Origin of the sequence: Shewanella sp. SR1, from assembly GCF_020447145.1 — a bacterium.
GTDB classification, from domain to species: Bacteria; Pseudomonadota; Gammaproteobacteria; order Enterobacterales; family Shewanellaceae; genus Shewanella; species Shewanella baltica.
Genome location: NZ_JAJAEF010000007.1, coordinates 219,570 through 245,316, shown reverse-complemented (window position 1 = coordinate 245,316; position 25,747 = coordinate 219,570). Strand labels below are relative to the sequence as shown.

General features: G+C 47.6%; 18 protein-coding genes and 2 tRNA genes. 10 read left to right on the top strand and 10 right to left on the bottom strand.

The genetic code is table 11. The annotated features are described in order from the left end of the window. Positions 1-32: 32 nt before the first annotated feature. From KV201_RS09245 to KV201_RS09235, 3 genes are all read left to right on the top strand, one after another. A tRNA-Lys gene (locus KV201_RS09245) sits at positions 33-108 on the top strand. 38 nt (positions 109-146) lie between these two features. Then, a tRNA-Lys gene (locus tag KV201_RS09240) sits at positions 147-222 on the top strand. Between the two features lie 241 nt (positions 223-463). Continuing rightward, complete coding sequence (locus tag KV201_RS09235) at positions 464-1,627, top strand: DcaP family trimeric outer membrane transporter (RefSeq protein ID WP_226059138.1); 1,164 nt, start codon at positions 464-466, stop codon at positions 1,625-1,627. Between the two features lie 79 nt (positions 1,628-1,706). Here the strand turns inward: KV201_RS09235 and KV201_RS09230 are convergent, their stop codons facing one another. The 3 genes from KV201_RS09230 to acs all read right to left on the bottom strand — a co-directional run bounded on the left by KV201_RS09230 (position 1,707) and on the right by acs (position 5,957). Then, the gene (locus tag KV201_RS09230; RefSeq protein ID WP_006081259.1) at positions 1,707-1,967 is read right to left on the bottom strand and encodes a GrxA family glutaredoxin; all 261 of its coding nucleotides are present in this window, start codon (positions 1,965-1,967) and stop codon (positions 1,707-1,709) included. A gap of 60 nt (positions 1,968-2,027) precedes the next feature. Next, a complete protein-coding gene (locus KV201_RS09225) occupies positions 2,028-3,782 on the bottom strand; it encodes a DEAD/DEAH box helicase (protein ID WP_226059137.1) in 1,755 nt (584 codons plus the stop codon). A gap of 222 nt (positions 3,783-4,004) precedes the next feature. Continuing rightward, the gene (gene acs, locus KV201_RS09220) at positions 4,005-5,957 is read right to left on the bottom strand and encodes an acetate--CoA ligase (protein ID WP_011846554.1); all 1,953 of its coding nucleotides are present in this window, start codon (positions 5,955-5,957) and stop codon (positions 4,005-4,007) included. Positions 5,958-6,131: 174 nt separating this feature from the next. On the opposite strand from acs, the gene KV201_RS09215 reads away from it, so the two are divergent. Beyond that, complete coding sequence (locus tag KV201_RS09215; RefSeq protein ID WP_226059136.1) at positions 6,132-9,572, top strand: PAS domain-containing hybrid sensor histidine kinase/response regulator; 3,441 nt, start codon at positions 6,132-6,134, stop codon at positions 9,570-9,572. A 228-nt stretch (positions 9,573-9,800) separates the two neighbouring features. On the opposite strand, the gene KV201_RS09210 is transcribed toward KV201_RS09215, so the two are convergent. Together KV201_RS09210 and bioA are read right to left on the bottom strand one after the other, a co-directional pair. Then, the gene (locus KV201_RS09210; protein ID WP_226059135.1) at positions 9,801-11,402 is read right to left on the bottom strand and encodes a methyl-accepting chemotaxis protein; all 1,602 of its coding nucleotides are present in this window, start codon (positions 11,400-11,402) and stop codon (positions 9,801-9,803) included. A 644-nt stretch (positions 11,403-12,046) separates the two neighbouring features. Next, positions 12,047-13,414 carry an adenosylmethionine--8-amino-7-oxononanoate transaminase gene (bioA, locus tag KV201_RS09205; RefSeq protein WP_226059134.1) on the bottom strand — a complete coding sequence of 456 codons (1,368 nt, stop codon included), beginning with the start codon at positions 13,412-13,414 and terminating at the stop codon, positions 12,047-12,049. A 122-nt stretch (positions 13,415-13,536) separates the two neighbouring features. On the opposite strand from bioA, the gene bioB reads away from it, so the two are divergent. The 4 genes from bioB to bioD all read left to right on the top strand — a co-directional run bounded on the left by bioB (position 13,537) and on the right by bioD (position 18,061). Then, complete coding sequence (gene bioB, locus KV201_RS09200) at positions 13,537-14,589, top strand: biotin synthase BioB (protein ID WP_006081265.1); 1,053 nt, start codon at positions 13,537-13,539, stop codon at positions 14,587-14,589. A 209-nt stretch (positions 14,590-14,798) separates the two neighbouring features. Then, positions 14,799-16,019 carry an 8-amino-7-oxononanoate synthase gene (locus tag KV201_RS09195; RefSeq protein WP_226059133.1) on the top strand — a complete coding sequence of 407 codons (1,221 nt, stop codon included), beginning with the start codon at positions 14,799-14,801 and terminating at the stop codon, positions 16,017-16,019. Between the two features lie 64 nt (positions 16,020-16,083). Further along, positions 16,084-17,142 carry a methyltransferase domain-containing protein gene (locus KV201_RS09190; protein ID WP_226059132.1) on the top strand — a complete coding sequence of 353 codons (1,059 nt, stop codon included), beginning with the start codon at positions 16,084-16,086 and terminating at the stop codon, positions 17,140-17,142. Positions 17,143-17,320: 178 nt separating this feature from the next. Then, the gene (gene bioD / locus KV201_RS09185; RefSeq protein ID WP_107404757.1) at positions 17,321-18,061 is read left to right on the top strand and encodes a dethiobiotin synthase; all 741 of its coding nucleotides are present in this window, start codon (positions 17,321-17,323) and stop codon (positions 18,059-18,061) included. Between the two features lie 173 nt (positions 18,062-18,234). Here bioD and KV201_RS09180 read toward each other — a convergent pair whose 3' ends face one another. The 5 genes from KV201_RS09180 to KV201_RS09160 form a co-directional block, all read right to left on the bottom strand. Further along, positions 18,235-18,510, bottom strand: coding sequence for an HU family DNA-binding protein (locus KV201_RS09180; protein WP_012587876.1), 276 nt, complete (start codon positions 18,508-18,510; stop codon positions 18,235-18,237). A 281-nt stretch (positions 18,511-18,791) separates the two neighbouring features. After that, entirely contained in the window at positions 18,792-19,703 is a 912-nt protein-coding gene (locus KV201_RS09175; protein WP_226059131.1) for an ABC transporter ATP-binding protein, read from the bottom strand. Further along, positions 19,700-20,530, bottom strand: a complete 831-nt coding sequence (locus KV201_RS09170; protein WP_006086320.1) for an ABC transporter permease subunit — start codon at positions 20,528-20,530, stop codon at positions 19,700-19,702. Before KV201_RS09170 ends, KV201_RS09175 begins: the two co-directional genes overlap by 4 nt. 237 nt (positions 20,531-20,767) lie before the next feature. Then, entirely contained in the window at positions 20,768-21,439 is a 672-nt protein-coding gene (locus tag KV201_RS09165; protein WP_226059130.1) for a YceH family protein, read from the bottom strand. A 133-nt stretch (positions 21,440-21,572) separates the two neighbouring features. Beyond that, entirely contained in the window at positions 21,573-22,415 is an 843-nt protein-coding gene (locus KV201_RS09160) for a S1 RNA-binding domain-containing protein (protein WP_006086322.1), read from the bottom strand. A 703-nt stretch (positions 22,416-23,118) separates the two neighbouring features. Here KV201_RS09160 and KV201_RS09155 point away from each other — a divergent pair. Continuing rightward, positions 23,119-23,271, top strand: coding sequence for a hypothetical protein (locus tag KV201_RS09155; RefSeq protein WP_011846564.1), 153 nt, complete (start codon positions 23,119-23,121; stop codon positions 23,269-23,271). A gap of 486 nt (positions 23,272-23,757) precedes the next feature. After that, complete coding sequence (speA, locus tag KV201_RS09150) at positions 23,758-25,671, top strand: biosynthetic arginine decarboxylase (RefSeq protein WP_006081274.1); 1,914 nt, start codon at positions 23,758-23,760, stop codon at positions 25,669-25,671. Positions 25,672-25,747: the final 76 nt, after the last annotated feature.

Genomic DNA, 25,747 nt, shown 5'->3' with positions numbered 1-25,747 from the left:
TGAAAGTGCATAAATCAGCGCAATACCTAGATGGGTCGTTAGCTCAGTCGGTAGAGCAGTTGGCTTTTAACCAATTGGTCGAAGGTTCGAATCCTTCACGACCCACCACTTTACTGAAAGTGCATAAATCAGCGCAATACCTAGATGGGTCGTTAGCTCAGTCGGTAGAGCAGTTGGCTTTTAACCAATTGGTCGAAGGTTCGAATCCTTCACGACCCACCACTTATTTATCCCTTCGAATTACACATTGTCTTCCCCTCTGAACTTACCAAGTTAAACTCCAATACTCAGTACTAGATTTAATACCTTCGTTTTACTTATTTCGTTTCAAATATTTTCCTAACATATTATTTATCCTGATATTTTCTACTTTTGTCTCATAGACCTATTGCCAATGTTTCTCACTTGTTAATTTGTCCATATTGGTTGCGGATAAATAATAACAATTGGGGAAAGACAAAAAATGAAACAAGCAAAACTAAGCTTGATGGGTAGTGCAATATTATTGGCATTAGCAAGTTCGGCCAATGCGGCATCACTAAAAGATACGGATGTTGAGTTTGGCGGTTATATCAAAGCTGACATTATGTTCAGTGATTATGGCAATGGCGCACCGGATTCGGGGGATCTCTCTAGGCAGTTTTATGTTCCTGGTACTATTTATGGAAAAGAGGGTAATGGCAATCAAGTCGTGGATTTTCAAGCTCGCGAAACGCGTTTTAATTTCAAAGCGACGACCGATGTTGATGGTCATAAACTTTCTGGCTTTATTGAACTCGATTTTATGACCCACACCGATGGTAATGAACGCACTTCTAACAGCTATTCGCCTCGTATTCGCCATGCATTTGTCTCCTATGACAATTGGACCGTAGGTCAAACGTGGACCACCTTCCAAAATGCTGCGGCATTGCCTGAGAATCTCGATTTTGTTGGTGCTGCCGACGGAACCCCGTTCGCCCGCCAAACGCTATTGCGCTATACCCAAGGTAATTTCCAATTCGCGATTGAAAATCCTGAAACCACAGTCACGCCAAATCAAGGCGGTGCCCGTATTACCAGTGGTAGCGGAGTAATCCCCGATGTTATCGCGCGGTATAACCTCAAAACAGACGGCGGCGCGGCGTTCTCCTTTGCGGGTATTGCCCGTCAGTTGAATTTAGAAACTAAGATAGGTGCGACTCAGATTGATAGCTCAGCCCTAGGATATGGCGCAAGTGTGGCGGGCATTATTCCGGTCGGCAAAGATGATCTTCGCTTCACGGCCACCTATGGTGAAGGCTTAGGTCGTTATATGGCACTCAATTACATTAATGCGGGTGTGCTGGATGCTAACGGTGATATCGAGTCGATTCGTACTTTAGGTGGATTTGTGTCTTACCGTCATTGGTGGAATGAGCAGTGGCGCAGCAGTATAACCTTGTCAGGCATGCAAGCGGATAACAATGTGGCTTTAACTGGTTCAGGCGTGAATAAGGATGCTTATTCAGGTTATATCAACTTACTTTACTCGCCAAGCAAACCACTGACCTTTGGGGTCGAGTATATGTACGCCAAGAACAGTAAAGAAAATGGCGATGATGGTGATTTGAGCCGCATCATGTTCTCGGCTAAGTATGTGCTCTAATCTTACTTGCTTGTGATAAAAACTAAAAAGGAGACCTTAGGTCTCCTTTTGCATTAAGCGGGTCACATATGTGTAGAGCTTAATCTAACAGATTGTTTTCGCGAACATATTGTTCGAAATCTGTGCAGCCACCGACGTGTTTCTCATCGACAAAAATCTGCGGTACTGTTTCAACTGGCTTACCAACAGTTTTCTCTAAATCTGCTTTAGAGATGCCTTCTGCGTGGATATCGACATATCTGAACTTAAAGTCATCACGTTTTTCAACGAGTTGCTCAGATAATTGCACAGCACGAACGCAATAAGGACAGCCTGGACGGCCAAAAATAACAACGAACATAATAGCTCCTTAGGATTACTTTAGTCGTTTTATACCATAGGCCTAAGTGAATTGATAATGTCAGCCGAGTTTATTTTCAGTTTGATAGCGGCCTTGATAATCAAAATAGCTTTCGAGCAGATCCCAGCCTTTTTTATGTTTCTTCAGTAGCAAGAGATCGGGCATGCGGAATTTATCCGCGTCGCTGATTAACTCTGTCACCTTTGTGTACTTTTTCGGTTTTAATCCCGGCGTTCGGCTATGGGGAAAGATGAATAAGGCATATAGGGCTCGCCACTGTGCCGGCGTTTGCAATTTAAAGCGGCGATTAAATTCATTGCCGTCGATATCGAGGTATTGCACTTTCAGATTGCCGTCATCGTCGATGAGCGTCATATGTTGGCAGCGGAACAAATGATGGTGCTGCTGGCTGAGCACTTGGCGAAGGCGTTTATCGGGATCGATGAGAGTCGATTGGCAGTGCTGGCAAATGCGCGCGGCAATATCATTCTCTTCACCGCAATCAGGGCAAGATTTAGATCTAAATCGAAAGTCGCACTGCTGCTTTTTACCATGCTGTTCGACTATGCCCTGACAACGGCGACCAAAGTGTTCAATGATGTCGCCATCGTCGTCCGTGAGTCCCCAGAAAATATTGGCAAAATCACATACTGGGCAATGCACTTGCACGGGTACCGATTTACTGTTGGGTTTCGCTTGGCCGACCTCGGGGAAATACAAGTCATAACCATTGGCAGCATAGTCGATGATAAGACAATCTTTTTTACCTTCAGCGATTCGTAAACCACGGCCGATCATTTGTTGAAACAGACTGACTGAGGCGGTTGGGCGCAAAATCGCAATCAAATCCACATGAGGCGCGTCGAAGCCTGTCGTCAACACAGCCACGTTGACCAAAAACTTGAGCTCTTGGGCTTTAAAGCGTTCAATCGTCGCATCACGTTCATTGTCGTGCGTTTGTGCCGTGATTATGGCGCTCTGTGCAGCGTGAGCTTGGTTGAGTAGGCCAAAAATCTCATTGGCGTGGCGCACCGTTGCCGCAAAGATGATAATGCCTTTTCTATGTTGGCTCAGTTCAATGAGCTGTTTCACAATCGCGGTGGTCGCGCGGCCGTAATGCCCCAGTAAATCGTTAACCTCGGCTTCAGCATACTCGCCATTGTCGTTGGCTTTCAGTTGGCTGAAATCGTACTGGGCACTGAGGCCATCAAACAGCGTTGGTGCTGTGAGGTAACCTTGTTTAATGAGTGGCCTGATGGGCAGCTCGAACACACAATGTTCAAACATGGCATGTTCGGGCGAACCCACTTTGCCGTGATAGTGCTGCTGGTAAATCCAGCCCGTGCCAAGGCGATAGGGCGTGGCGGTGAGACCGAGCAATCTTAATTGGGGATTTTTCGTGCGTAAATGATTGAGCACTTGTTGATACTGGCTGGTTTTCTCAAGGCTGACTCTGTGGCATTCATCAATAATTACTAACGAGAACGGCTGATCGAACTGGGTTAACCCCCGCGCCGCCGATTGAATGCTGGCGACGACGGTTTTCCCCTCAGTGGCTTTTTGATTCAACCCCGCCGCATAGATACTGGCTTGTGCCGTGAGTAGGCCGACTTTCTCAGCATTTTGCGCGACTAATTCTTTCACGTGGGTGAGTACTAAGACTCTGCCTTTGGCGATGCGCGCCAGTTCGGCGATCACTATGCTTTTGCCGGCGCCTGTGGGCAATACGAGTACGGCGGAAGCTTGGCTTTGCCTAAAATGGGCGATGGCGGCATTAACCGCTTGCTGTTGATAGTCTCTGAGTTTGACTGACACGCTGATAAAAAATCTATGCTGAATAAAAGTGAGGTCGCAAGCTTAACATAACAGGCAAAAAAAATGCCCCTGGTTGGAGGGGCAAGCTAGAGAAAGGAGCAATCACACACACTCTCTCAACAGGGTTCACTTTTAACCTGAGGTTTAAAAAGGGAGGTTCAGGTTACGCTTAGCCTATTGGGCATAGACTAAGCGTTGTGGACGTTGTTCGTAACTCGGATATTACTCTGTACGATTCAAGCGTGATTCAATCAAGGTCTCGATCACAGCTGGATCGGCCAAGGTTGATGCATCCCCTAAGTTGGTCACTTCGTTAGCGGCAATCTTACGCAGGAAGCGGCGCATGATCTTGCCCGAACGTGTCTTAGGTAAGCCCGTTGCCCATTGGATGAGATCTGGGGTTGCCAGTGCACCAATTTCTTTACGAACCCATTGACGCAGCTCTTGACGTAGCTCTTCGGTTTCTTCAGTGCCGCGGGTTAGCGTGACATACGCATAAATACCTTGGCCTTTAATATCGTGTGGGTAGCCAACTACTGCAGCTTCTGCAACTAGTTCGTGTGATACCAGCGCACTTTCGACCTCTGCCGTACCTAATCTGTGGCCGGATACGTTGATTACGTCATCGACGCGGCCTGTGATCCAGTAGTAACCATCTTCATCGCGGCGGGCACCGTCACCGGTAAAATACATGCCGCGGAAAGTTTTAAAGTAGGTCAGCACGAATCGTTCGTGGTCGCCATACACAGTCCGCATTTGGCCCGGCCAAGAGTCGAGTAACACTAAGTTACCTTCGTTCTCCCCCTCTAAAATGTTACCCATGTTATCGACTAACGCGGGTTGAACACCAAAGAATGGACGGGTCGCAGAGCCTGGTTTAGTGTCGGTCGCGCCTGGTAGCGGCGTGATCAAAATACCGCCGGTTTCAGTTTGCCACCAAGTATCGACGATAGGGCAATGTTCATGACCTATGACCTCATGGTACCAACGCCATGCTTCTGGGTTGATGGGTTCGCCTACTGAGCCCATGATCCTCAAGCTGCTACCATCGAACTTATCGAAGTGTTGCTTACCTTCGGCCATTAGCGCGCGAATTAAGGTGGGTGCTGTGTAGAGAATACTCACTTTATGGCGGTCAATCATTTCGCCTAAACGGGCAGGGCTTGGATGATTCGGAACGCCTTCATGGATAAGCACAGTCGCACCATTGGCAAGTGGGCCGTAAACCATGTAAGAGTGGCCAGTGATCCAACCCACATCGGCGGTACACCAGTACACTTCGCCCGCTTTGTAGTCGAACACATACTCATGGGTCATAGACGCATAAACCATGTAGCCACCAGTGGTGTGCAATACGCCCTTGGGGTTACCGGTTGAACCTGAGGTATACAGCAGGAATAACGGCGCTTCTGCGTCCATTTCCTCTGGTTGACAGTACTCAGATGCGGTTTCCATCAGTGAGTGCCACCACACATCTCGGCCTTCTACCCAATCCACTTTGCCGCCCGTGCGTTTAAGCACGATGACTTTTTCAACAGTAGTGACATCAGGGTTTTTTAAGGCATCATCGATGTTGCGTTTCAATGGGATAGCACGGCCACCGCGCATACCTTCATCTGAGGTAATAATGACTTTTGATTTGCCATCAATGACGCGAGAGGCGATAGAATCCGGTGAGAAACCACCGAAGACCACAGAGTGCACCGCGCCGATACGGGCACAGGCGAGCATAGCCACTGCGGCTTCTGGCACCATAGGCATGTAAATCGTGACTATGTCACCGCGGCGCACGCCTTGGCTGCGTAATGCGTTAGCGAATTTACACACATCTGCATGTAATTCACCGTAGGTAATTTTGCGTTGTTCGCTGGCGTTGTCGCCTTCCCAAATAATCGCCACGCGATCACTGTGCTCGGCTAAGTGACGATCTAAACAGTTGGCAGAAGCATTTAGGGTGCCGTCGTAAAACCAGTTGATCGATAAATTATGATCATCAAAAGAGGTTTTTTTAATTTTGGTATAGGGTTTTATCCAATCAATACGCTTGCCGTGTTCTCTCCAGAAACCTTCAGGATTGACAATCGACTCTTGGTACATTGTTTTATATTTATCGTTGTTTACAAGTGCATTGGCAGCGATATTGCCGGAGACTTTGTAGAGAGACTGCGAGCTCATAGGGCTTCCCTTTTGAAAAATTGCGTGGACTGAGTATGGTATGCAAGGGGGCGGCAACTCCATTAGACCTTGGTCTAGTTTTAAATTTTCCTTTATATTTAGTCTGTTGCATTAAAAATCCGGCTAGATTTTAGACAGGTTTTATCGCACAATAATCAGAAAAAAGAGCAAAGTATGAATTTAACCTTAGTCGTCGCCGTTATTGCCGTCTGTTATGTCTCGCTTTTATTCCTATTAGCGTGGGGGGCGGAGCGTTGGTTTAGCCGGATCACCAAAAAGCTACAGGTCGGTATTTATGGCCTGAGCTTAGCGGTTTACTGTTCCTCGTGGAGTTTTTTAGGCACTGTTGGCCAATCGGCTAAAGATCTCTGGTCTTTTTTACCGATTTTTATCGGCCCAATTCTGATTTTTACCTTAGGTTTTGGCATGTTACGCAAGATGGTATTAGTGTCTAAGGCACAAAATATCACCTCAGTGGCCGACTTTATTGCCGCCCGATACGGCAAATCTCAAACCTTAGCCGCCTTAGTCACCTTAATCGCCTTGTTTGGCATCATGCCCTATATCGCCCTGCAGCTTAAGGCGATGGTGTTCAGCCTTAACCTGTTTCAACCCGCAAACGATCCTCTCGATGGCGTGACAATTCCGTTACTGATCACGTCTTTATTAGCCATATTTGCCATTTTATTTGGTACCCGCAAACTCGATGCCACCGAGCACAATCCCGGCATGATGCTTGCGATTGCCTTTGAGTCTCTGGTGAAGCTCGCCGCATTTTTATTGGTCGGCGTCGTCATTAGTTTTGGGGTGTTCGATGGTTTTGGGGATATTTGGCAGCAGGCAAATGCGCAGTCGCTGATCAATTATCCCAATCCCCGTATCGAAGCTTTAATGCCTGAGTTACTTGTCGGAATGGCGGCGTTTTTGTGTATGCCAAGGCAGTTCCATGTGATGGTGGTTGAATGCGCCGATGAGTCTGTGTTGTCGAAAGGACGTTGGCTGTTTCCCATCTATTTAGCGCTTTTTGGTTTATTCGTTGGGCCGCTCGCCTTGGCGGGGAAGATCATCCTCGGCGATTCTGTGTCGGCCGATACCTATGTGATTAATTTGCCACTCGCCTTAGATCAACCTTTGCTGGCGGTGATTGCGCTGCTGGGCACTCTTTCGGCGGCAACCGGCATGGTGATAGTGGCGGTGGTGACTATTAGTGTGATGGTGAGTAACGAATGGCTGGTGCCTGTGATGCTGCGCACGGGCCATATCCGCGAGAAAAACTTCAGCCAGTTCTCGCAGTTGTTACTCAATGCTCGCCGTTTGGCGATCGTGATCATTCTTGGCTTAGGTTATGGCAGTTATCTGGCCTTAGCGGACAGTGATTCCTTGTCCCATCTCGGCATGTTGTCCTTTGGGGCTTTTGCTCAGTTAGCGCCTGCCTTAGTGGGCGGACTCTATTGGAAACACGGCAATCGTGCTGGGGTATTTTTAGGGCTCGGCGTGGGCTTTACGCTGTGGTTTTACATCATGTTGCAGGGCATGACTGATGTGCAAAGTTCATCGGTGTTCTTGTCTGGCGTCGCGAGCGAGAAAGGCTTGCTAGATGCGATAACGCCCAATGTGCGTGATGCGCTCACGGCACTTTTTGCTAATATCGCTTGTTATATTTTGGGGTCTATTTGGTTTAGGGCGGGTGTGGCCGAGCGTATTCAGGCCAGTGCTTTTGTGAGCCCTGGCAAATTGAAAAACAGCGCCAATAAGAAAAATGGTCCGATTTCACAGCAGGATTTACTCATTCTCGCCAGTCGATTCGTCAGCCCAACACGCGCCTATGAAAGCTTTAGCCGTTTCTCTATTGATGCGGTAAAAAGTGATAGTTGGCATAAAGCGGCGCCGCCTGAGCTGATTTTCCACACTGAACGTTTATTGGCGGGCGTACTTGGCGCCTCAAGCGCAGCACTGGTGATGGATTCTGTGCTGCAAGGGCGTGATTTGGCGCTGGATGAAGTGTTCAGTCTAGTGGATGAAGCTTCATCGAAAATTATGCTCAGCCAAGACATGCTGCGCGGCGCGATTGAGCACGCCTATGAAGGCATGAGCGTGATAGATAGCGATCTCAACCTAGTAGCTTGGAATTATAAATATGTGGAGTTGTATCAATATCCCGATGGATTCTTGCAGCAGGGCATGCCCATCAGCGAAGTGATCCGTTTTAATGCGGCGCGGGGTTATTGTGGTGAAGGGGAAATCGAACAGCAGGTTGAACAGCGGGTGCAGCACATGCGTAATGGCACGCCGCACACTTCTGAGCGCCATCGCAGGGACGGTAAAGTGATTAAAATTCAAGGTAATCCCATGCCAGACGGTGGCTTTGTGATGACCTTTACCGATATTACTCAGTATCGCGAGCAGGAGCGCGCGCTGCTCGAAGCCAATGAAACCTTAGAAAGCCGCGTTAATGAGCGAACCTACGAATTAGCCATGTTGAACAGTGAGTTACTGGAAGCTAAGGCGCAGGAAGAAATCGCCAACGCCTCTAAGAGTCGCTTCTTGGCTGCCGTTGGCCATGATTTAATGCAACCGCTTAATGCCGCGCGGCTGTTTACCGCATCTTTATCTCAGTATCCCAATTTAGACCGCGAGGCTAGAACCACCTTATCCCATGTGAATAGCTCGCTTAAGATCGCCGGCGAGTTGCTTACCGATCTGCTGGATATCTCTAAACTCGATTCCGGCATGGTGGATGTTAATCGGCGTGACTTTGCGATTTCAGAACTGATCAATGGCTTATCCGTGGAGTTTGAGGCGATGGCTGCGGACAACCAAATCCGTTTTAAGATGATCCCATGCAGTGCGACTGTTAATTCTGATCCTTCGCTATTACGGCGTGTCTTACAAAACTTTTTAACCAATGCCTACCGCTACGCCCGTGGTGGCAGAGTCTTGTTTGGTTGTCGCCATCGGGGTCATTACCTTGAGATCCAAGTATTAGACACGGGGTGTGGTATCGATGAAAAAGAAACCCAAGAGATTTTCAAAGAATTCAAACGGCTGAATAATCCTAAGAGCAACAATGTCAGCGGATTAGGCTTAGGTTTAGCAATTGCCGATCGCATCAGTAAAGTGCTGGAACACGGTATTCAAGTCTCGTCCCATTTAGGGCGCGGCTCGGTATTCTCTATTTGTGTGCCGCTCGGGGAGACTGTGCGCCAGCCGCAAGTGAAGGCGTTGCCATCGCTGCTGCAGCCGTTATCGGGTATCAAAGTGCTGTGTATCGATAACGAAGAGGCGATTCTGGCTGGCTTAGAAAGTCTATTAAGTCGTTGGCAATGTGAGGTTATTGGCGCCAAAGATTTATCCGATGCACGCATTAAGCTGGGGCTGAAAGGCGTCGCGCCCGATATTGTCCTCGCCGATTATCACTTAGATGATGGCCAAAATGGCGTCGATGCGATGGACGGTATTCGTGCCCTGTATGGCAAAGACTTGCCCGGCATTTTGATCACCGCCAATACCCGCAAAGAGCTGGTGGAAGATGTGCAGCGCCGCGGCTATCACTATATGGCGAAAATGATAAAACCTGCCGCGCTGCGTGCATTGATTTCCAGCTTAGTGAAATAAGTTGAGTAGCATGTGTTTTGCATAATTAACTTAGCAAAACTAGCTTGGCAAGATAGGTTTAGTAATAGGCGCTCGGTAAAATGAGTTTAGTGGCGTCGGTACGTTAATCGAAAGTCCAGATAACCCACGCAGTTGCTATGCGGACTATCTGGACTAACACTGGGCTAAAAGCTTGGTTGGCTAAAGGTTTGTCATCGTTCTTTAGTTCATCCCTAATCAAGTGAATGATCAGAGTTTGAAAACGGCGAGTTTGCCATTTAAATTCAGTGATAACTTCGCCAAACTTTCACTTTCTTGGGCGAGATAGGTTGCCGATTCAGAGACTTCGAGCGCTGAGTTATTAATCCCGCACACGTTTCTGTTCATGTCTTCAGCGACCACACTTTGCTCTTCTGCGGCGGTAGCGATATGGGTCGCCATGTCACTCACATGTTTGATGTGGGCTACGATAAGCGATAAATCACTTCCCGCTTTTGCCGATTGACTCACACTGTTTTCTGCCAGCGCACGGCTTGCATCCATTGCTTTAGCAGCGCTCACGGCCCGTTGTTGCAATAATGAAATCGTGTTCTGAATTTCTTCGGTTGATTGTCTGGTGCGACTGGCGAGTTGTCTCACTTCATCGGCGACCACAGCAAACCCTCGTCCTTGCTCGCCTGCGCGGGCGGCTTCAATGGCGGCATTCAGTGCGAGTAAGTTAGTTTGATCTGAAATTGCGCTGATCACTGAGGTGACTTCGCTGATCTGCATGACTTCCTCTTTGAGCATGTTCACTTGATCCGTCGCTTGCTCCACTTCTTTGGCGAGGGCATGAATTCCGTCCACACTGGCGTGAACATCTTGGTCGCCAAGGCCTGCTTCCCATGTGGCTTCTTTGGTATCTTTGGCCGTGCTCTCCGCATTATTCGCCACATCGGCGATAGTGGCGCTCATTTCATTCATGGCGGTGGCGAGCTGGGCAAGCTGATCCCGCTGATTATTCACCGCTTGATTGGTTTCCTCTGCGGTTGAGGCGATACGAGCCGAGGCCTGGGCAACATTATCAGCGCTATGACTCGCTTCCAGTAAGGTGCTACGAATCGAGCCAATGCTTTGGTTGATGTTGCGGGCTAAGGTGCCAAGCTCGTCTTTACCATAGACCTTTAATTGCGTGGTTAAATCTCCCTTTGTGATGGCGAGCATCGCCTGATTTACATCATCCAGTGGCCGAGTGATAGAGTGACTAATGGCATAACCTAGCCAAGCCATGAGCAAGATAAGCACTAATGTCGTGCCTCCCATGACAAAATACTCATGCCAAATGGTGGCTTCGATATCTTGGAGTAACATGCCTGAGCCCAAGATCCAGCCCCAAGGTTTAAATCCCATTACCAGTGACATTTTTTGCGCCGATTTACCGTTAGCTGTCGTCCAGCGGTATTCGACTAAGCCTTGTTTGCCATCACGGCCGAGTTCGACCATTTTGTACCAGTAGTTTTCTTCGCCTTGATTGCCCATTTGTTGGCCAACTAATTCTCTTTTGATGGGGTGGACGATGACGCGCCTCGATTCATCAATCACAAACAAGTAGTTATCATTATCAAAGCGCATGTCGTTCAACATGTCCTTGGCGGCTTGCTGTGCTTGCTCTAAGGGCAGTGATTGGGATAACGCCTGAATGCGGCTGCTGGCGAGGGACAATACGGCATTAAGCCGTGCCTCGCGCTCCGCCATCAGATTGTGCTTTAAAGCGGTAACAGAAATAACGAGTAAAATTAAGGCGCCTGCGAGGGCGATAATGAGCTGTAATGCGAGTTTGCGATTGACGGCTATGTCAGCGAGTTTGAACATATGATCTCCATGTCTTGGTGTAGCTATTTAAGCCATTCCTTAGCTCAATTTGTTGGCGGATATTGGCGAAAGATGTGTGGGGTAAAGTTAGCGATATAAGCATTGCTGGCTTTGGTAAAATTTCCAGTTGATGGATTAAATTAATCGGCTAAATTGCGGAGTTTTAATAGGAATTGTGAGCAATGTTGCAATTGCAACCTTAGCACTTTTAGCTATTGATAGGATGCGAGGTTTGAAAAAGGGGTAATACCAATCGTATTAAATATCTGTTCATTCAGCGGGAGTTCAACGCGCTTTAGACAAGGCGAAGGCTTGAAGGCATAGTGGTGCTCTGTCGAAAGCCTTAAACGCAGTATAAAGTGCGTTGCTACGCCGTTAACATCAGCCGCCCTTCGGGAGCCTCACAGGCATCCCACTCCGGTGTTGCATTGACTTAAAAGGGAATAACCATTTCTGCGTCAATGCGCCTTGGATTGAGATGCCTGTGAGGCTCTGAACTGATTAGATATTTAATGTGATTGGTATAAGGTGACTGCCGAGTCACTTAACACAGCTGCTCAGTTTAAACCCCTGCGCACCTAGAACGGTGCGCTGAGTGTTGTCTATTTGAAGGATTCTTGCGTTGAAGGCTTATGCTGTTGGCATCAACCGTGACTGATAAGCTGTGGCTCGGCACTGGCGGATGTTGCACTAATGCCAGCCGCCACTTGCTTCATCGCACCGGTGAGTTGGCTTAATTGCGCCGAGCTAATTATATAGGGCGGCATGATATAGATAAGGTTAGCGAAGGGGCGAACCCACACCCCTAAATCAACAAATTGTTGCTGTAGCTCAGCGGTATTGACGGGATCATGCATCTCTAACACGCCTACTGCCCCATGTACTCGCACGTCTTTTACACTCGGTAAATCAATCGCATCCTTAAGTTCTAAGCGCATTTGCTGCTCGATAGCGGCCACTTGCGCTTGCCATTCATTGCGGTTGATTAAGTCTAAGCTCGCACACGCCGCCGCGCAGGCCAGCGGGTTGCCCATAAATGTCGGCCCATGCATAAACACGCCAGCGGGAGATTGGCTGATTCCTTGGGCAACTTTATCGGTACATAGCGTTGCCGCTAGGCTGATGTAACCGCCCGTTAGCGCTTTACCTAAACATAAGATATCTGGAGTGATATTGGCGTGTTCATAGGCAAACAGCTTACCTGTACGGCCAAAGCCTGTGGCGATTTCATCTAAGATCAACAACACATCAAATTCATCGCACAGGGCGCGAATACCTGCTAAATAATCTGCGCTGTAAAAACGCATCCCGCCAGCGCCTTGCATTATCGGCTCTATGATCACAGCGGCAATATCATGGTGATTTGCACTTAAAAAACTGCGCATTGCGGTTAAATCATCGGCTTGTAAGGTTTCGCCAAAGGCGGTTTGTGGCGCGGGCACAAAGGATTGTTTCGTAAGCGCATCGCCAAACATAGTGTGCATGCCACCTTCGGGGTCGCACACGCTCATGGCGGCAAAGGTATCGCCGTGGTAACCCTTCTTAACGGTAAGAATGCGTTGTTTTAGCGGCCGCTCTTTATGTGCGCTTTGCCCCTGCGCGCTCTTACCTTGCAAACTTTGACCTTGCCAATATTGCAACGCCATTTTGATCGCCACTTCGACTGAGATAGAGCCAGAGTCGCATAAAAAGACTTTCGTCAGCGGCTCGCAGGTCATAGCGATAAGTTTTTTGCACAGTTCAATGGCGGGTTCATGGGTGATGCCGCCAAACATCACATGGCTCAGCTGATGCAGCTGTTTTTCCATCGCGGTTAATATTTCGGGATGCGCATAGCCGTGTACACAGGCCCACCATGAGCTAGTGCCATCGACCAGCTTGCGGCCATCGACGAGTTCGAGCTCGCAGCCCTTTGCACTATGTACACCAAAAACAGGAAGAGAACGGGTCATGGAGGTGTAAGGATGCCAAATATGGGCGCTATCAAAATCAAAATCGAGTAAATTGCGCATAAACGCTCACTAAGTTGGTGGTAAAGTAGCCATTAGTAAACTGGATTCACTGGTTGGCGTTGACAGTTTAAGGGCTGACGTTATCCTAGCCAAGATAAAAGACAGAATAAAAAGGGTGTTCAATGTCGCAGTTGCAAGTTCGTCATGATTGGAAGCGGGAAGAAATCGAAGCCTTATTTGCGCTGCCGATGAATGATTTGTTATTTAAAGCCCACAGCATTCACCGTGAAGTGTACGATCCCAATGAAGTGCAAATTAGTCGCTTGTTATCGATTAAAACCGGTGCTTGCCCTGAGGATTGTAAATACTGCCCGCAGAGCGCCCGTTATGACACAGGTCTAGAGAAAGAGCGTTTGCTGGCAATGGAAACTGTGCTGACCGAAGCTCGCAGCGCTAAAGCCGCGGGGGCTTCTCGTTTCTGCATGGGTGCCGCTTGGCGTAACCCCAAAGAAAAAGACATGCCGTACCTTAAGCAAATGGTACAAGAAGTCAAAGCCTTAGGCATGGAAACTTGCATGACGCTCGGCATGCTTTCTGAAGATCAGGCGAACGATTTAGCCAGTGCAGGCCTAGATTATTACAACCATAATTTAGATACCTCGCCTGAATATTATGGCGATGTGATCACCACTCGTACCTATCAAAATCGTTTAGATACACTGACAAATGTGCGTGCCTCAGGCATGAAAGTCTGCTCTGGCGGGATTGTAGGCATGGGTGAAAAGGCGACGGATCGTGCAGGATTATTGCAACAGCTGGCCAATTTACCGCAGCACCCTGATTCAGTCCCGATCAATATGTTAGTCAAAGTGGCGGGCACACCATTTGAGAAGCTTGACGATCTCGATCCACTCGAATTTGTGCGTACCATTGCTGTAGCGCGTATTTTAATGCCACTTTCGCGCGTGCGTTTATCGGCAGGCCGCGAAAATATGAGTGATGAACTGCAGGCCATGTGTTTCTTTGCTGGCGCGAACTCTATTTTCTACGGTTGCAAATTGCTGACTACGCCAAACCCAGAAGAAAGCGATGATATGGGGCTATTCCGACGTTTAGGTTTACGTCCAGAGCAGGGCGCGGCGGCAAAACTGGAAGAAGAAAGTGCTGTATTAGCCAAAGCGGCGGCCTATCAAGATAAGTCATCGGCACAATTCTATGACGCGGGTGCTTTGTAAGCACACTGAGTTCATGTTGTTTGACGCACATCGTTGAATAACAGGTCAATCCTGTTGGTCGTAGTCTGTTTTGACTGCGGCCGACAGGCTTATTAAATGTGCTCTATTTCTAAGGCAACCGTCTTAAATTGAACACTCATAGGGCAATCATTGTTGAGACCATTGTTGAAACAGTCATATTTGAGACAGTCATGCTTGAGGCTACATCGATGAGTTCTCTGCTTGAGACTAAAATTGCCGCCCGTCAGCACGCTTTGCGTGAACAAGGATTACTGCGACAACGTAAAGTGCTGAGTGTCGATCGCCCCCTTAATACCAACGCATCGACTTCGAGCCCGCGTTTTGTTTTCGAAGGTCGCGCCTATGTCAATTTCAGCAGTAATGATTATTTAGGTTTATCCCGCGTACCAGAACTCGCTGAGGCCTTGCACCTTGGCGCGCAAACCTACGGCGTGGGCAGCGGCGCATCACCCTTAGTGACAGGTTACAGTGACGCACATTTGGCGCTGGAGCGTGAGCTTTGCGACTTAACGGGACATGAAGCTGCATTGTTATTTTGCTCGGGCTTTAGTGCTAATACGGCGCTGATGAAAACCCTTTTTGATCAACACGATATTGTGGTTGCCGACAAACTCGTACATGCCTCCATTATCGATGGTTTGCAAGATAGCGGCGCGCAGCTGAAACGTTTTTTACACAATTCCTTAGAAAGCGCTGAGCGGTTACTCGCTCGAAATCAGACATCGGCGTTAATCACTGAAAGCGTGTTTAGCATGGACGGAGATTGCGCGCCGATTTCTGAGTTATCGGCGCTTTGTCGCCAACATCATACTTGGTTGATTGTCGATGATGCCCATGGTTTTGCGGTGCTCGATGGCTATAACAATGCAGATGCCGCCAAGCTTATCGATGTGCAAGTGGTGACCTTTGGTAAAGCCTTAGGTTGCCAAGGCGCGGCCGTGTTGGGGAGTCAGGCGCTGATCGATTTTTTGGTCAGTAACGCCCGCGAATACATTTACTCGACCGCTTTATCGCCCGCCAATGCAGCGCTGGCCTTAGCCGCGACTCAGTACAGCACAGCACATCCCGAGTTACAGCAAAAACTGCTTGAGAATATTGCGCTATTCAAACAGTTATGCCGTGAGGCTAATGTGCCCCTTTTAGGTTCAGATACCGCGATTCAGCCGCTGATCATTGGGGATGCGCGGCAAACATTGCAAGTAGCCGAGGAGTTAAGGGCTGCAGGGATTTGGGTTGGCGCAATTCGCCCGCCGACCGTGCCTGTGGGCTCAGCGCGTTTACGCATCACCTTAACGGCAGCCCATGCCGCCGAAGATATTACGGCGTGTGTTGCGCAATTAGCTCAAGTGCTCAGTCGCGTCGTTGTGCCGCTTGTGACTGAACGACAAGCTGCGGATGATCACAGATAAATGTACACTATAGAACGCGTTATTCTATTGAATTTTAAGTTTTTATGGTTGAGTGTTAACTGCAATGCCAAGCCCGATTAAATCCAGCAAGCCCAACGCGAGTGAACCAAGCTCTAACGCGCTCCAGTCCAGTGAGTCCAAATCTTGCGAGTCAACACCTTACGAGTTGAGTGTGAGCGAATCTGCTGTAATGCAAGCATTTGAAAAACAAGCGATTGAAAAACTAGCTGTTGGAAAAAAAGCAATTGACAAAGAATCCAATGTTCACGGTGCTCAGATTGCTGAACGATTCTCTGCAGCGGCCCATAGTTATCAAGACCATAATCAGTTACAGCGTCTGAGCGCCGCCAGTTTACTCAGTGAGTTTACCGCCCAAGGTCATCTGTTGGACATTGGCGCAGGCCCTGGGACCGATTTTTCGGCGTATCACTGTGCGCATCAATCTGAGCATGGTTCGATACAAAATCCACCGACAACTGTGTTTGCTGTGGATATCGCCCTTGGCATGTTGCATAAGCTAAAACAATCTTATCCCGATTATCACGGCGTTTGTGCCGATGCCGAGTGTTTACCCTTTGTCGATGGTTGCATCGATGTGATTTATTCGAATCTGGCTTTGCAGTGGTGTGCGAATTTTCCCGCCGCGGTAGCCGAAATGGCACGGGTGCTCAAGCCGAATGGCGAGTGTCATTTGAGCCTAGTGGCGCAGGGGAGTTTGAATCAATTGGCCGAATTAGGCTTAAGAGTAAATGACTTTTCGACGCTGGAGGCGCTAAAAGCGTCATTTAAACTCGATACATGGCAGTTCTTAGAGGTGCAGCTCATTCCTATGACAGTGCATTTTGATACTCTCAAAGCATTGCTCTATTCCATCAAAGGGGTGGGTGCCTCGGTGCAATCGGCCAGTGCAACCCATTCAGCCAATTCAATCAGTTTAGATAGTTCAACTATTCAGTCAGCAGGAGAGGTTGCTGGCGCAACAGCAGCTGCAGAACCTGCTCTGCGATTGCGCGGTCGCCAAGATTGGCTGGCAATGCAGGCCAAAGCCGAATCCTTACGTGTACCCCAAGGTTTGCCATTAACCTACCAGATAGTGCAGATACGTGCTCGGCGCAGGATGTAACTGTTGCACATTATGTTCTAGCTACAGCAGTATTGATGTACACATGTTTAGCATTGGTTAACGATAGGGACTTTGATTTGTGGACTTGTGGATTTAAAGGTCTACAGGTTTGCGTTTTAGCTTTATGGAGAGTGCACTTCACAAAAGTGCACTCAATAGCGACAGATAAGGATCTAATATGTTTTTTGTAACAGGTACAGATACCGACAGTGGTAAAACCTTAGTCTCATCGGCGCTGTTAACCGCGGTGAACCGTTTGGGCGCGATCGCCAGTGCTGACTCGGCTGTGAGTATTTTAGCGTCTAACACGCTGTCGACCTTAGGCGTTAAGCCCATCGCCTCGGGCTGCGCACAAACCTCCGAAGGCTTGCGTAATGCCGATGCACTGCAGTTGATGACTTCATCGTCGCTGAAACTTACTTATCCTGTCATTAATCCTTTTACCTTTGAACCTGCGATTGCGCCGCATATTGCTGCCGCCCAAGTGGGCGTGAGCTTAGCACCTGAAGCCATTATCGAAAGTTTGGATTTAGCGGCATTTGCTCAAGCGGATTTTTGTCTGATTGAGGGCGCGGGTGGCTGGCGTTTGCCCTTAGGCGAGGGCCGATATTTATCGGAAGTGGTACAGAGATTAGAACTGCCAGTGATACTCGTGGTGGGCATGAAGCTCGGTTGCTTAAATCACGCACTGCTCACTCAAGAGGCAATACTGGCCGATGGACTTAAGATTGCTGGTTGGGTCGCTAACTGTGTCGACCCTAATATGAGTATGTTTGAGGAAAACTTGGCGAGTCTTAAAGCTATGATGTCAGCGCCTTTCCTCGGCTGTGTGCCTTTTCTTGATGATCCCAGTGCTGAAAATGCCGCCGATTACCTTGATACTTCACCGCTTTTTCAAAGCACAGAGGCTAATGCATAGGCAGTGCCTAACTAATGTTTAGCCGCTGAGCGGCTTAATGTTTTCCGCTAAGCGTTACCGCTAATGTCTTTAGACAAAAAATAAGCCTCACATTACGTTGAGGCTTATTTATATCAAGGCTGCTGATTAATGTTCGCAAATGAGTGACTGCACATTAAAGCTAAGCGTTGCTATCAGCTATTGATCTGTTGCTTCAATGCCGTTGAGGCTTTAAAGCTGGGCTGATTGTAACCGTCGATTTCTATGGCTTCGCCCGTTTGTGGATTACGGCCCGTTTTAGCGACATGGTATCTCAGTTCAAAGGTGCCAAATTGCGGCAGGAAAATTTTCTCGCCTTCGCTTAAGGCGACGTGGATCTGTTGCAATATCTGCTCAACCACAGGTTTAGTGCTCGCTTGCGATGCATTGAGCTCGGCGGCAATACGTTGGATAAGTTGTGCTTTGTTCATAGATACCTCTGAAGTCAGCTTAGGTTCAATCGAAGGGGAGTTATAACAAGCTCGCCTTAAGATTGAAAGTCATAGCTAGCTTAGCGCGGTTGATTGGTGTTTTATTGACAGACTTGTGATGCTTTTGGTGGCTGAGCGTTGCGAAAGTGGGCAGCAGTTTGTCAGTATTGAGTGGCCTAAAGACTGAGTTAAAAGGCTTAAGCGCAAGGCGTGTTGCGCTTAAGCCATGAGTAGCACTATTTAACAGCTGGCTGATGAGAAGCCAGCTCTTTAAAGCTCGCCTATGAAAAGAGCGTTTCTTCCAAGGTACGGCCTTTCAGCAGCATCTTGTATTGCCACTTATGTTGGTTAAACAGGGTAAATAGGCGCATTTCAATATTGCTGCTCTGTGCTTTTTCTTCATCCGTTGCGAGCTTAATAATAAACACCTTGTTCTGTTTTGAGCTGACGTTCACCACGCCCGCCAGTTTCGTCACTTCCGCTTGCAGCAAATCACTGTCACAGCTTTGCATGGTTAACGTCAGATAATCACTGTCGGTTGATGCATGCATAGACACGGCTTGGCTCAGTTGTCCCTTGTCTAAATACAACACCTGATCGCACAGCTTTTCGAGCTCATCGAGATTATGGGAGCTGATCATAAAAGTTGTGGTGGGCGATAAGGATTTGACCAGTTCGCGGACTTTTTTCGCGTTGGCAGGATCGAGCCCCGCGGTCGGCTCATCCAATAACACTAACTCTGGCGAGCCAATCAACGCCTGCGCAATCGACACGCGCTTACTCATACCGTGGCTGAGGCTTGGTGGTTTTTGCTCGGCGACATCCGCCAAATCGACTAAGGTCAATACGCGAATGGCCTCTTGTCTGGCTTGTTCAACGCCCATTCCCTGCAAACGCGCAAAAAAGCTTAACTGGCTGACAATGGTCAAATTGGGATCGAGCACCGCATCTTGGGGTAAAGCGGCAATTTTGCCTAAAAGTTTAGGGCTATTGGGCGCTTCACCGAGCAGAGTTATTGTCCCTGCACTTGGCGATAAATAGCCGCATAACAGACTAAAAAGCGTGGTTTTACCCGCGCCATTTGGACCGACAAGGGCGATGGGCGCACCCGCTTCTAGGCTGAAGTTAACATCATTCAGCGCCTTTTTGCTGCCGTAAAGTTGCGACAGCCCTTGGCATTGGATCAGACTCATAGCGAGCTCCTTTGCATATAAATTCTGCCGAGCAAGAGGGCCGCAGCGGTTTGGATCAGTGGAATAGGTGCATAAGCTAAGCTGTTGAGTCCATTTGTATTGAGCATGTCCGACAGCTGAGCACCGGGTAATACCCATTGCAGCTGTGCCAATACGCTAGATTGGCTGCCTAACACCATGATGGCGATGGAAATCACTGTCCATAAAATGGTCGCAAACACCATAGCTTGGCGTGCAGTGCGCGCATACAGGGACAATAAGGTCATCACTGCCGTATAGGGCAAGATCACTATGATGAGGTTAAGGCCAACTAAGGCGCCAGAGGTTAACGCCGGCAAAAAGAGCTGGCTGTCACGGCTGAGTGCGAGGGCGACAGTGGCGATAATCGTCAATAGGATCAGCAAGCCTTGGATCAGGATTTGGCCGAGAAAACGCCCGAACAATAAGCTGTCACGGCTAGTGCGTATGGTTAAAAAACGCAGCGTGCCACGGGTTTTATCGGAGGAGAACTGATCGGCGGCGATCAAAATGCTGAACATAGGAAATAAGTACAGCGCAAAGCACCAAAACACCGCCATTTCGGCCACGGGCCACTCAAAGAGCACATTGAGGGTATTGGCCCCAAATAAGCTGTCGATGACATCTTTCACATTTGGCTGCAATAACATCGCCGATGCGCTTTGAATAGGATAAAGCAGGAGTACGCCCCACACTAAACCAAAGGCGACCAAGGCGATGATCCCTCGGGTATTAAATAAAAATTTGCGCAGTTCAAACATGGCGATGATAAGCATGTTGTTGAAACTGCTTGGTGGATTATTGGTCATGTGCTGTCTCTATTATTCTTGGCGCTATGATTCTGGGGCAGTTAAGTTTCTCACCCTTGGGTAGACAGTGAATTAGTCCATAAGTGCCATTTTGCCCAAATGGCACTGTATTCAATCGGTTTTCGGCTTCCTATTGATGCTCTCAAACATATGATCAAAGCATCCTGCTATAACATACAGACTAGGTTCCAGCATTAAAGCGAGTTAAACGACGCTACGATTCGCTTAAAAAAGCGATTAGCTCAAAGAGGCAATTAACTCATCAAGCTTTTGCGTCAGTTCAGCCACTTGTTGCTCAAGCTCGGTCACTCTTTTAGTCAATTCAAGCGGCTCAGCATCCAAAGACACAGCGACATGGGCGACGGTATGGCTCGCACTTTCGTGCTGCGCAGTTTCGAGTTGCGATGAGGCGGCAGAGAATAATTCCACATAACGGGATTCGCGGCGGCCGGCTTCTCTGGGCAATTGTTTTAAGAAAGGCTTTTCGCGGTTCATCAATTGGCGGATGCAATCTTCCACTTCGATCACGTCTTTAAACTCGTGTAGGCGATTGCTGCGGGTGCGCAATTCTCCCGGCGTTTGTGGGCCACGTAATAGCAACAAACAGACGATGGCGAGTGCGGCGGGGGACAGTTGAAGTTCGCTGAATTCGGTATTGCAGAATCTGTGCTTGTATTTAACGACGCGGCTGCCAAATCCCGACTGTTCGCTGATCAAACGTTTCCGATTAAGGGAGTCAACGGCGATTTGCACTTGGGTTTCGCTAAGTTCGAGTACCGGCTCGCGGCTGGTTTTTTGATTGCAGGCTAAGGTCAAAGAGTTTAGCGAGAGTGGATATTGCTCAGGGGTGGTGATTTCTTTCTCAAGCAGGCATCCGATGACTCTGGCTTCGTGTAACGTGAGTTCCATATAAGCTCCAAAGAAAAAAGCATGGCTTTGTTTATAACAGAGCCATGCTTAATATCCTAGGAGTTGTCAGTCAAACTCTACCTTAGTGGCGGCAAACTGTACAACTTTAACACTAAGTCCTGAATAGAGTTGATTATTCTGCGGTTTCAGTTAAACGCAGACCATCATTATCTATGCTCAGTTGCCCATTCTTAAATAAGCCACCTATGGCTTTTTTAAAGGCTTTTTTGCTCATACCAAGCTGATCGTAAATGATTTCAGCATCGGTTTTATCGGTCAGGGCTAAGAAGCCGCCAGCCTGTTTGAGTTTGATCAGGATAATGTGGGCATGCTTATCTAACTCTTGTTTACTGCCTTGTTGCAGCACAAGATCGATTTTGCCATCGCGGCGCACTTGTTTGATAAAACCTTTGAGTCTTTGGCCGAAACGTAGTTTTTGGAACACTTCGTTTTCGTAAATCACGCCCCAATGGGCGTGATTAATAATGGCTTTGTAGCCTAAATCTGTGGTGCCGCCGATATATAAATCGACCTGCTCACCAACAGTGTACTCAGGCTCTGTCTTATCGAGGAATTTATCGATTTTTGATGAGGCCATGATGCGTTCATCGGCGCGATTAGCATGCACATAAACCAGATAAGAGCGACCTTCTTCGATAGGCTTGTGTTGCTCACCAAAGGGCAGCAATAAGTCTTTATCTAAGCCCCAGTCTAAAAAGGCGCCGTAAGGACCAGTTGCAACGGCTTTTAAATAGGCAAATTCGCCTACTTGTGCCAATGGACGGCGCGTGGTGGCAATCACGATATCTTCAGAATCTAGATACAGAAACACGTCAAGTAGATCACCGACTTGGCAGTCTTTGGGGGTGACTTTGTTTGGCAGCAGTACTTGCCCTAATTCGTGGGCGTTTAAATACACGCCAAAGCTGACTTGTTTTACAACCTCAAGTTTGCAGGTTTTACCTATCTGTACCATGGATCTCTCTGTGCATAATTAAATGTGATTCGGCTGCGATTATACACTTCGGTGCTGAAACTGCAGCATTATTGTCTTTGGGTTTTATCTTAGTGGCGACTCAGCCGTTAATCATCGCCGCTTTTACCTCGGATTGTGGCTAGAGCTGTGACTAGAAATGCGGCTAGCAATATGACTAGGACTGAACCCATGTAGGTATATTGGATTGTATCTAGCATTGGGTCTAAGTTAGAGGCGGCATTTGCACCTTGGTTTACGGCTTATTGATGCTGAATTTTGCACTGTGATATTGAGCGCTCGGCTTTAATCAATCGCAGCACATGGGCGGGGCGCAAGTGACACACAAAATTCAGGGGTATTTATAGGGATAAATGTCAAAAAAGTTACAAAGGCTATTAAAAAATATTGAACAGATGAGTGCGGTGTTCATGCGCTAACTGGCTAATATTATTCAGCTTAATCCTAATGTAAGGTGAGTGATTGTTAAGCGAGTGTTTATTATATTTTAATGCAAAATATTAAATGAGATTCTTGCTTGCATTCTGTGACATTGCGCGGTTTAATTGCGCCGTTCAACGACTTCGCTCGTTAGAGACATTACAAATATTACGTGAGTAGTAAAGGTTTTATGGTTCAGCAGTCATTAACCGTGTAATTGACAACATATCGAATTACATGGGGTTAAGAGGGTTTTTATTAGCTAATGCACAAGCATCCATTTTTTGCACTTTGCCTAAAAGTGTCACAATGCCAACGCTCGATTGTCGTGCCATACGATGATACTGGCCTTAAGCATCTCACGTTGATCCGCATCAATTCTGGCCGCGAAGAAGCCAATAGTCCCCTGTTAAAATAATCTTGCCTAGAGATAAGCTGGTTTGGCGTTTTCGCTAGTTCGGTGTTATCGGTTTTCGTTTTCTACTTGTGTTATCGGTTTCTGAAGGTCTTAACTTCTTTCGAACGTCTTTAAGCTGCTTATTAGCTTGATGTTTTAAGGATGCGACTCAGGACTTCATTCGGCTTTTTGGCGGTATTAACGCCCTTTAGCCTCAAGATAGATACAAGTGGGGCAAGTAAAGATAGCTTTACTGGGGTAAGGGAATCAGCTTTGCCGTCAATATGATAGGATGTAGTGCGCTAAGATGAGTTGTCTCTTGCGCTATTAATGAAAATCGCGGCAATGTCACTTACACTAGCGTGACGTTGCGGCATTAAGTAGAAGGTAAATCCACCTTCGTGTATGTCAGGTAAGGTGTCCCTTTGCCTGGGTTTGTCGAACGGGCGGTTGTGCTATTTAGTCATAACCGTTTAACCCATTTTTTAATAGACGGGCTAAATAATAATGAATGATTGGTCTATTGATGATGCTCGTGCTGGGTACAATGTTACTCACTGGAGCCAAGGTTTTTATGGGATCAGCGATCACGGTGAGGTGACAGTGTCACCGGATCCAAAAAATCCTGATTACAAGATTGGCTTAAATGAGCTAGCCAAAGACATGGTTAAAGCGGGCGTCGCTTTACCTGTACTAGTTCGTTTTCCGCAGATCCTGCACCACAGAGTGAACAGTTTGTGCCAAGCATTCGACCAAGCGATACAGAAGTACGAGTATCAGGCGGACTATTTGCTGGTTTACCCCATTAAAGTAAACCAACAGCAAACTGTGGTGGAAGAGATCCTGGCGAGTCAGGCATCAAAAGAAGTACCACAACTGGGTTTAGAAGCAGGCAGTAAGCCTGAGCTGATGGCTGTGTTAGCCATGGCGCAAAAAGCCAGTTCAGTCATTGTGTGTAATGGTTATAAAGATAATGAATATATCCGTTTAGCATTGATTGGTGAAAAGTTAGGCCACAAGGTTTACATTGTTTTAGAAAAACTGTCTGAACTGAAAATGGTGTTAGCTGAATCTAAGCGTCTTGGTGTGACACCGCGTTTAGGTCTGCGTGCGCGTTTAGCGTTCCAAGGCAAAGGCAAATGGCAGGCGAGCGGCGGTGAGAAGTCTAAGTTCGGTCTATCAGCTGCACAAATTTTGCTAGTTGTTGAACAACTTAAGCAAAACGATATGCTAGATTCGCTGCAATTGCTGCATTTCCACTTAGGTTCGCAAATCGCTAACATTCGTGATATTCGCCAAGGTGTGAGTGAAGCGGGTCGTTTCTATTGTGAATTACGTGCATTAGGCGCAAGCGTTAACTGCTTCGACGTCGGTGGTGGTTTAGCGGTGGATTACGATGGCACACGTAGCCAAAGTAATAACTCGATGAACTATGGCCTGACTGAATACGCCAACAATATCGTTAATGTATTGACCGACATCTGTAATGAATACGAGCAACCTATGCCACGTATTATTTCAGAGTCTGGCCGTTACTTAACCGCGCATCACGCTGTGCTTATCACCGATGTTATCGGTACTGAAGCTTATCAGCCTGAAGATATTCAACCGCCAGCAGAAGAGTCACCACAGTTATTGCATAACATGTGGCATTCATGGTCTGAGCTTAGTGGTCGCGCTGATCAACGTGCTTTGATTGAGATTTATCACGATAGCCAAAGTGACTTACAAGAAGCGCATTCGCTATTTGCTCTTGGTCAATTGAGCTTGGCAGAACGTGCTTGGGCTGAACAAGCTAACCTGCGTGTTTGCCATGAAGTGCAAGGGCTATTGAGTGCGAAGAACCGTTATCACAGACCTATCATTGATGAACTCAATGAAAAGTTAGCCGATAAGTTCTTTGTTAACTTCTCATTATTCCAGTCATTACCCGATGCTTGGGGTATTGACCAAGTGTTCCCAGTATTGCCGTTATCGGGTTTAGATAAAGCCCCTGAGCGCCGTGCTGTGATGCTTGATATCACCTGTGACTCTGACGGTATTGTCGATCAATACGTTGATGGTCAAGGGATTGAAACCACATTGCCAGTACCAGCCTGGAGTGCGGATAGCCCGTACCTGATTGGTTTCTTCCTTGTGGGCGCATACCAAGAAATCTTGGGTGATATGCATAACCTGTTTGGTGATACTAACTCTGCGGTTGTTCGCATCGAAGATAACGGTGTGACTAACATTGAATCGGTATTGGCGGGTGATACTGTCGCTGACGTATTGCGTTACGTTAACTTAGATGCAGTGGCCTTTATGCGCACTTACGAAGAGTTAGTGAATCTGCATATTGCCGAAGATGAACGCGCACAAATTTTAGAAGAACTGCAAGTTGGCCTGAAAGGCTACACTTACTTGGAAGATTTTTCTTAAGATATTTTTCTTAAGATTTAGTGTGTTAAAATAAATCAGCCTAAGGTAACTTAGGCTGATTTTTGCTTTCTGGACG

Excerpts from the sequence above, each read along its gene's own strand:
- KV201_RS09155 (WP_011846564.1), top strand. The coding sequence starts at position 23,119 with ATGCACAAGCATCCATTTTTTGCACTTTGCCTAAAAGTGTCACAATGC.
- KV201_RS09190 (WP_226059132.1), top strand. The coding sequence starts at position 16,084 with ATGCCAAGCCCGATTAAATCCAGCAAGCCCAACGCGAGTGAACCAAGC.
- bioD (WP_107404757.1), top strand. The coding sequence starts at position 17,321 with ATGTTTTTTGTAACAGGTACAGATACCGACAGTGGTAAAACCTTAGTC.
- KV201_RS09160 (WP_006086322.1), bottom strand. The coding sequence starts at position 22,415 with ATGGTACAGATAGGTAAAACCTGCAAACTTGAGGTTGTAAAACAAGTC.
- acs (WP_011846554.1), bottom strand. The coding sequence starts at position 5,957 with ATGAGCTCGCAGTCTCTCTACAAAGTCTCCGGCAATATCGCTGCCAAT.
- KV201_RS09180 (WP_012587876.1), bottom strand. The coding sequence starts at position 18,510 with ATGAACAAAGCACAACTTATCCAACGTATTGCCGCCGAGCTCAATGCA.
- KV201_RS09210 (WP_226059135.1), bottom strand. The coding sequence starts at position 11,402 with ATGTTCAAACTCGCTGACATAGCCGTCAATCGCAAACTCGCATTACAG.
- KV201_RS09235 (WP_226059138.1), top strand. The coding sequence starts at position 464 with ATGAAACAAGCAAAACTAAGCTTGATGGGTAGTGCAATATTATTGGCA.
- KV201_RS09230 (WP_006081259.1), bottom strand. The coding sequence starts at position 1,967 with ATGTTCGTTGTTATTTTTGGCCGTCCAGGCTGTCCTTATTGCGTTCGT.
- bioB (WP_006081265.1), top strand. The coding sequence starts at position 13,537 with ATGTCGCAGTTGCAAGTTCGTCATGATTGGAAGCGGGAAGAAATCGAA.
- KV201_RS09175 (WP_226059131.1), bottom strand. The coding sequence starts at position 19,703 with ATGAGTCTGATCCAATGCCAAGGGCTGTCGCAACTTTACGGCAGCAAA.
- KV201_RS09195 (WP_226059133.1), top strand. The coding sequence starts at position 14,799 with ATGAGTTCTCTGCTTGAGACTAAAATTGCCGCCCGTCAGCACGCTTTG.
- KV201_RS09215 (WP_226059136.1), top strand. The coding sequence starts at position 6,132 with ATGAATTTAACCTTAGTCGTCGCCGTTATTGCCGTCTGTTATGTCTCG.
- bioA (WP_226059134.1), bottom strand. The coding sequence starts at position 13,414 with ATGCGCAATTTACTCGATTTTGATTTTGATAGCGCCCATATTTGGCAT.
- KV201_RS09170 (WP_006086320.1), bottom strand. The coding sequence starts at position 20,530 with ATGACCAATAATCCACCAAGCAGTTTCAACAACATGCTTATCATCGCC.
- KV201_RS09165 (WP_226059130.1), bottom strand. The coding sequence starts at position 21,439 with ATGGAACTCACGTTACACGAAGCCAGAGTCATCGGATGCCTGCTTGAG.
- speA (WP_006081274.1), top strand. The coding sequence starts at position 23,758 with ATGAATGATTGGTCTATTGATGATGCTCGTGCTGGGTACAATGTTACT.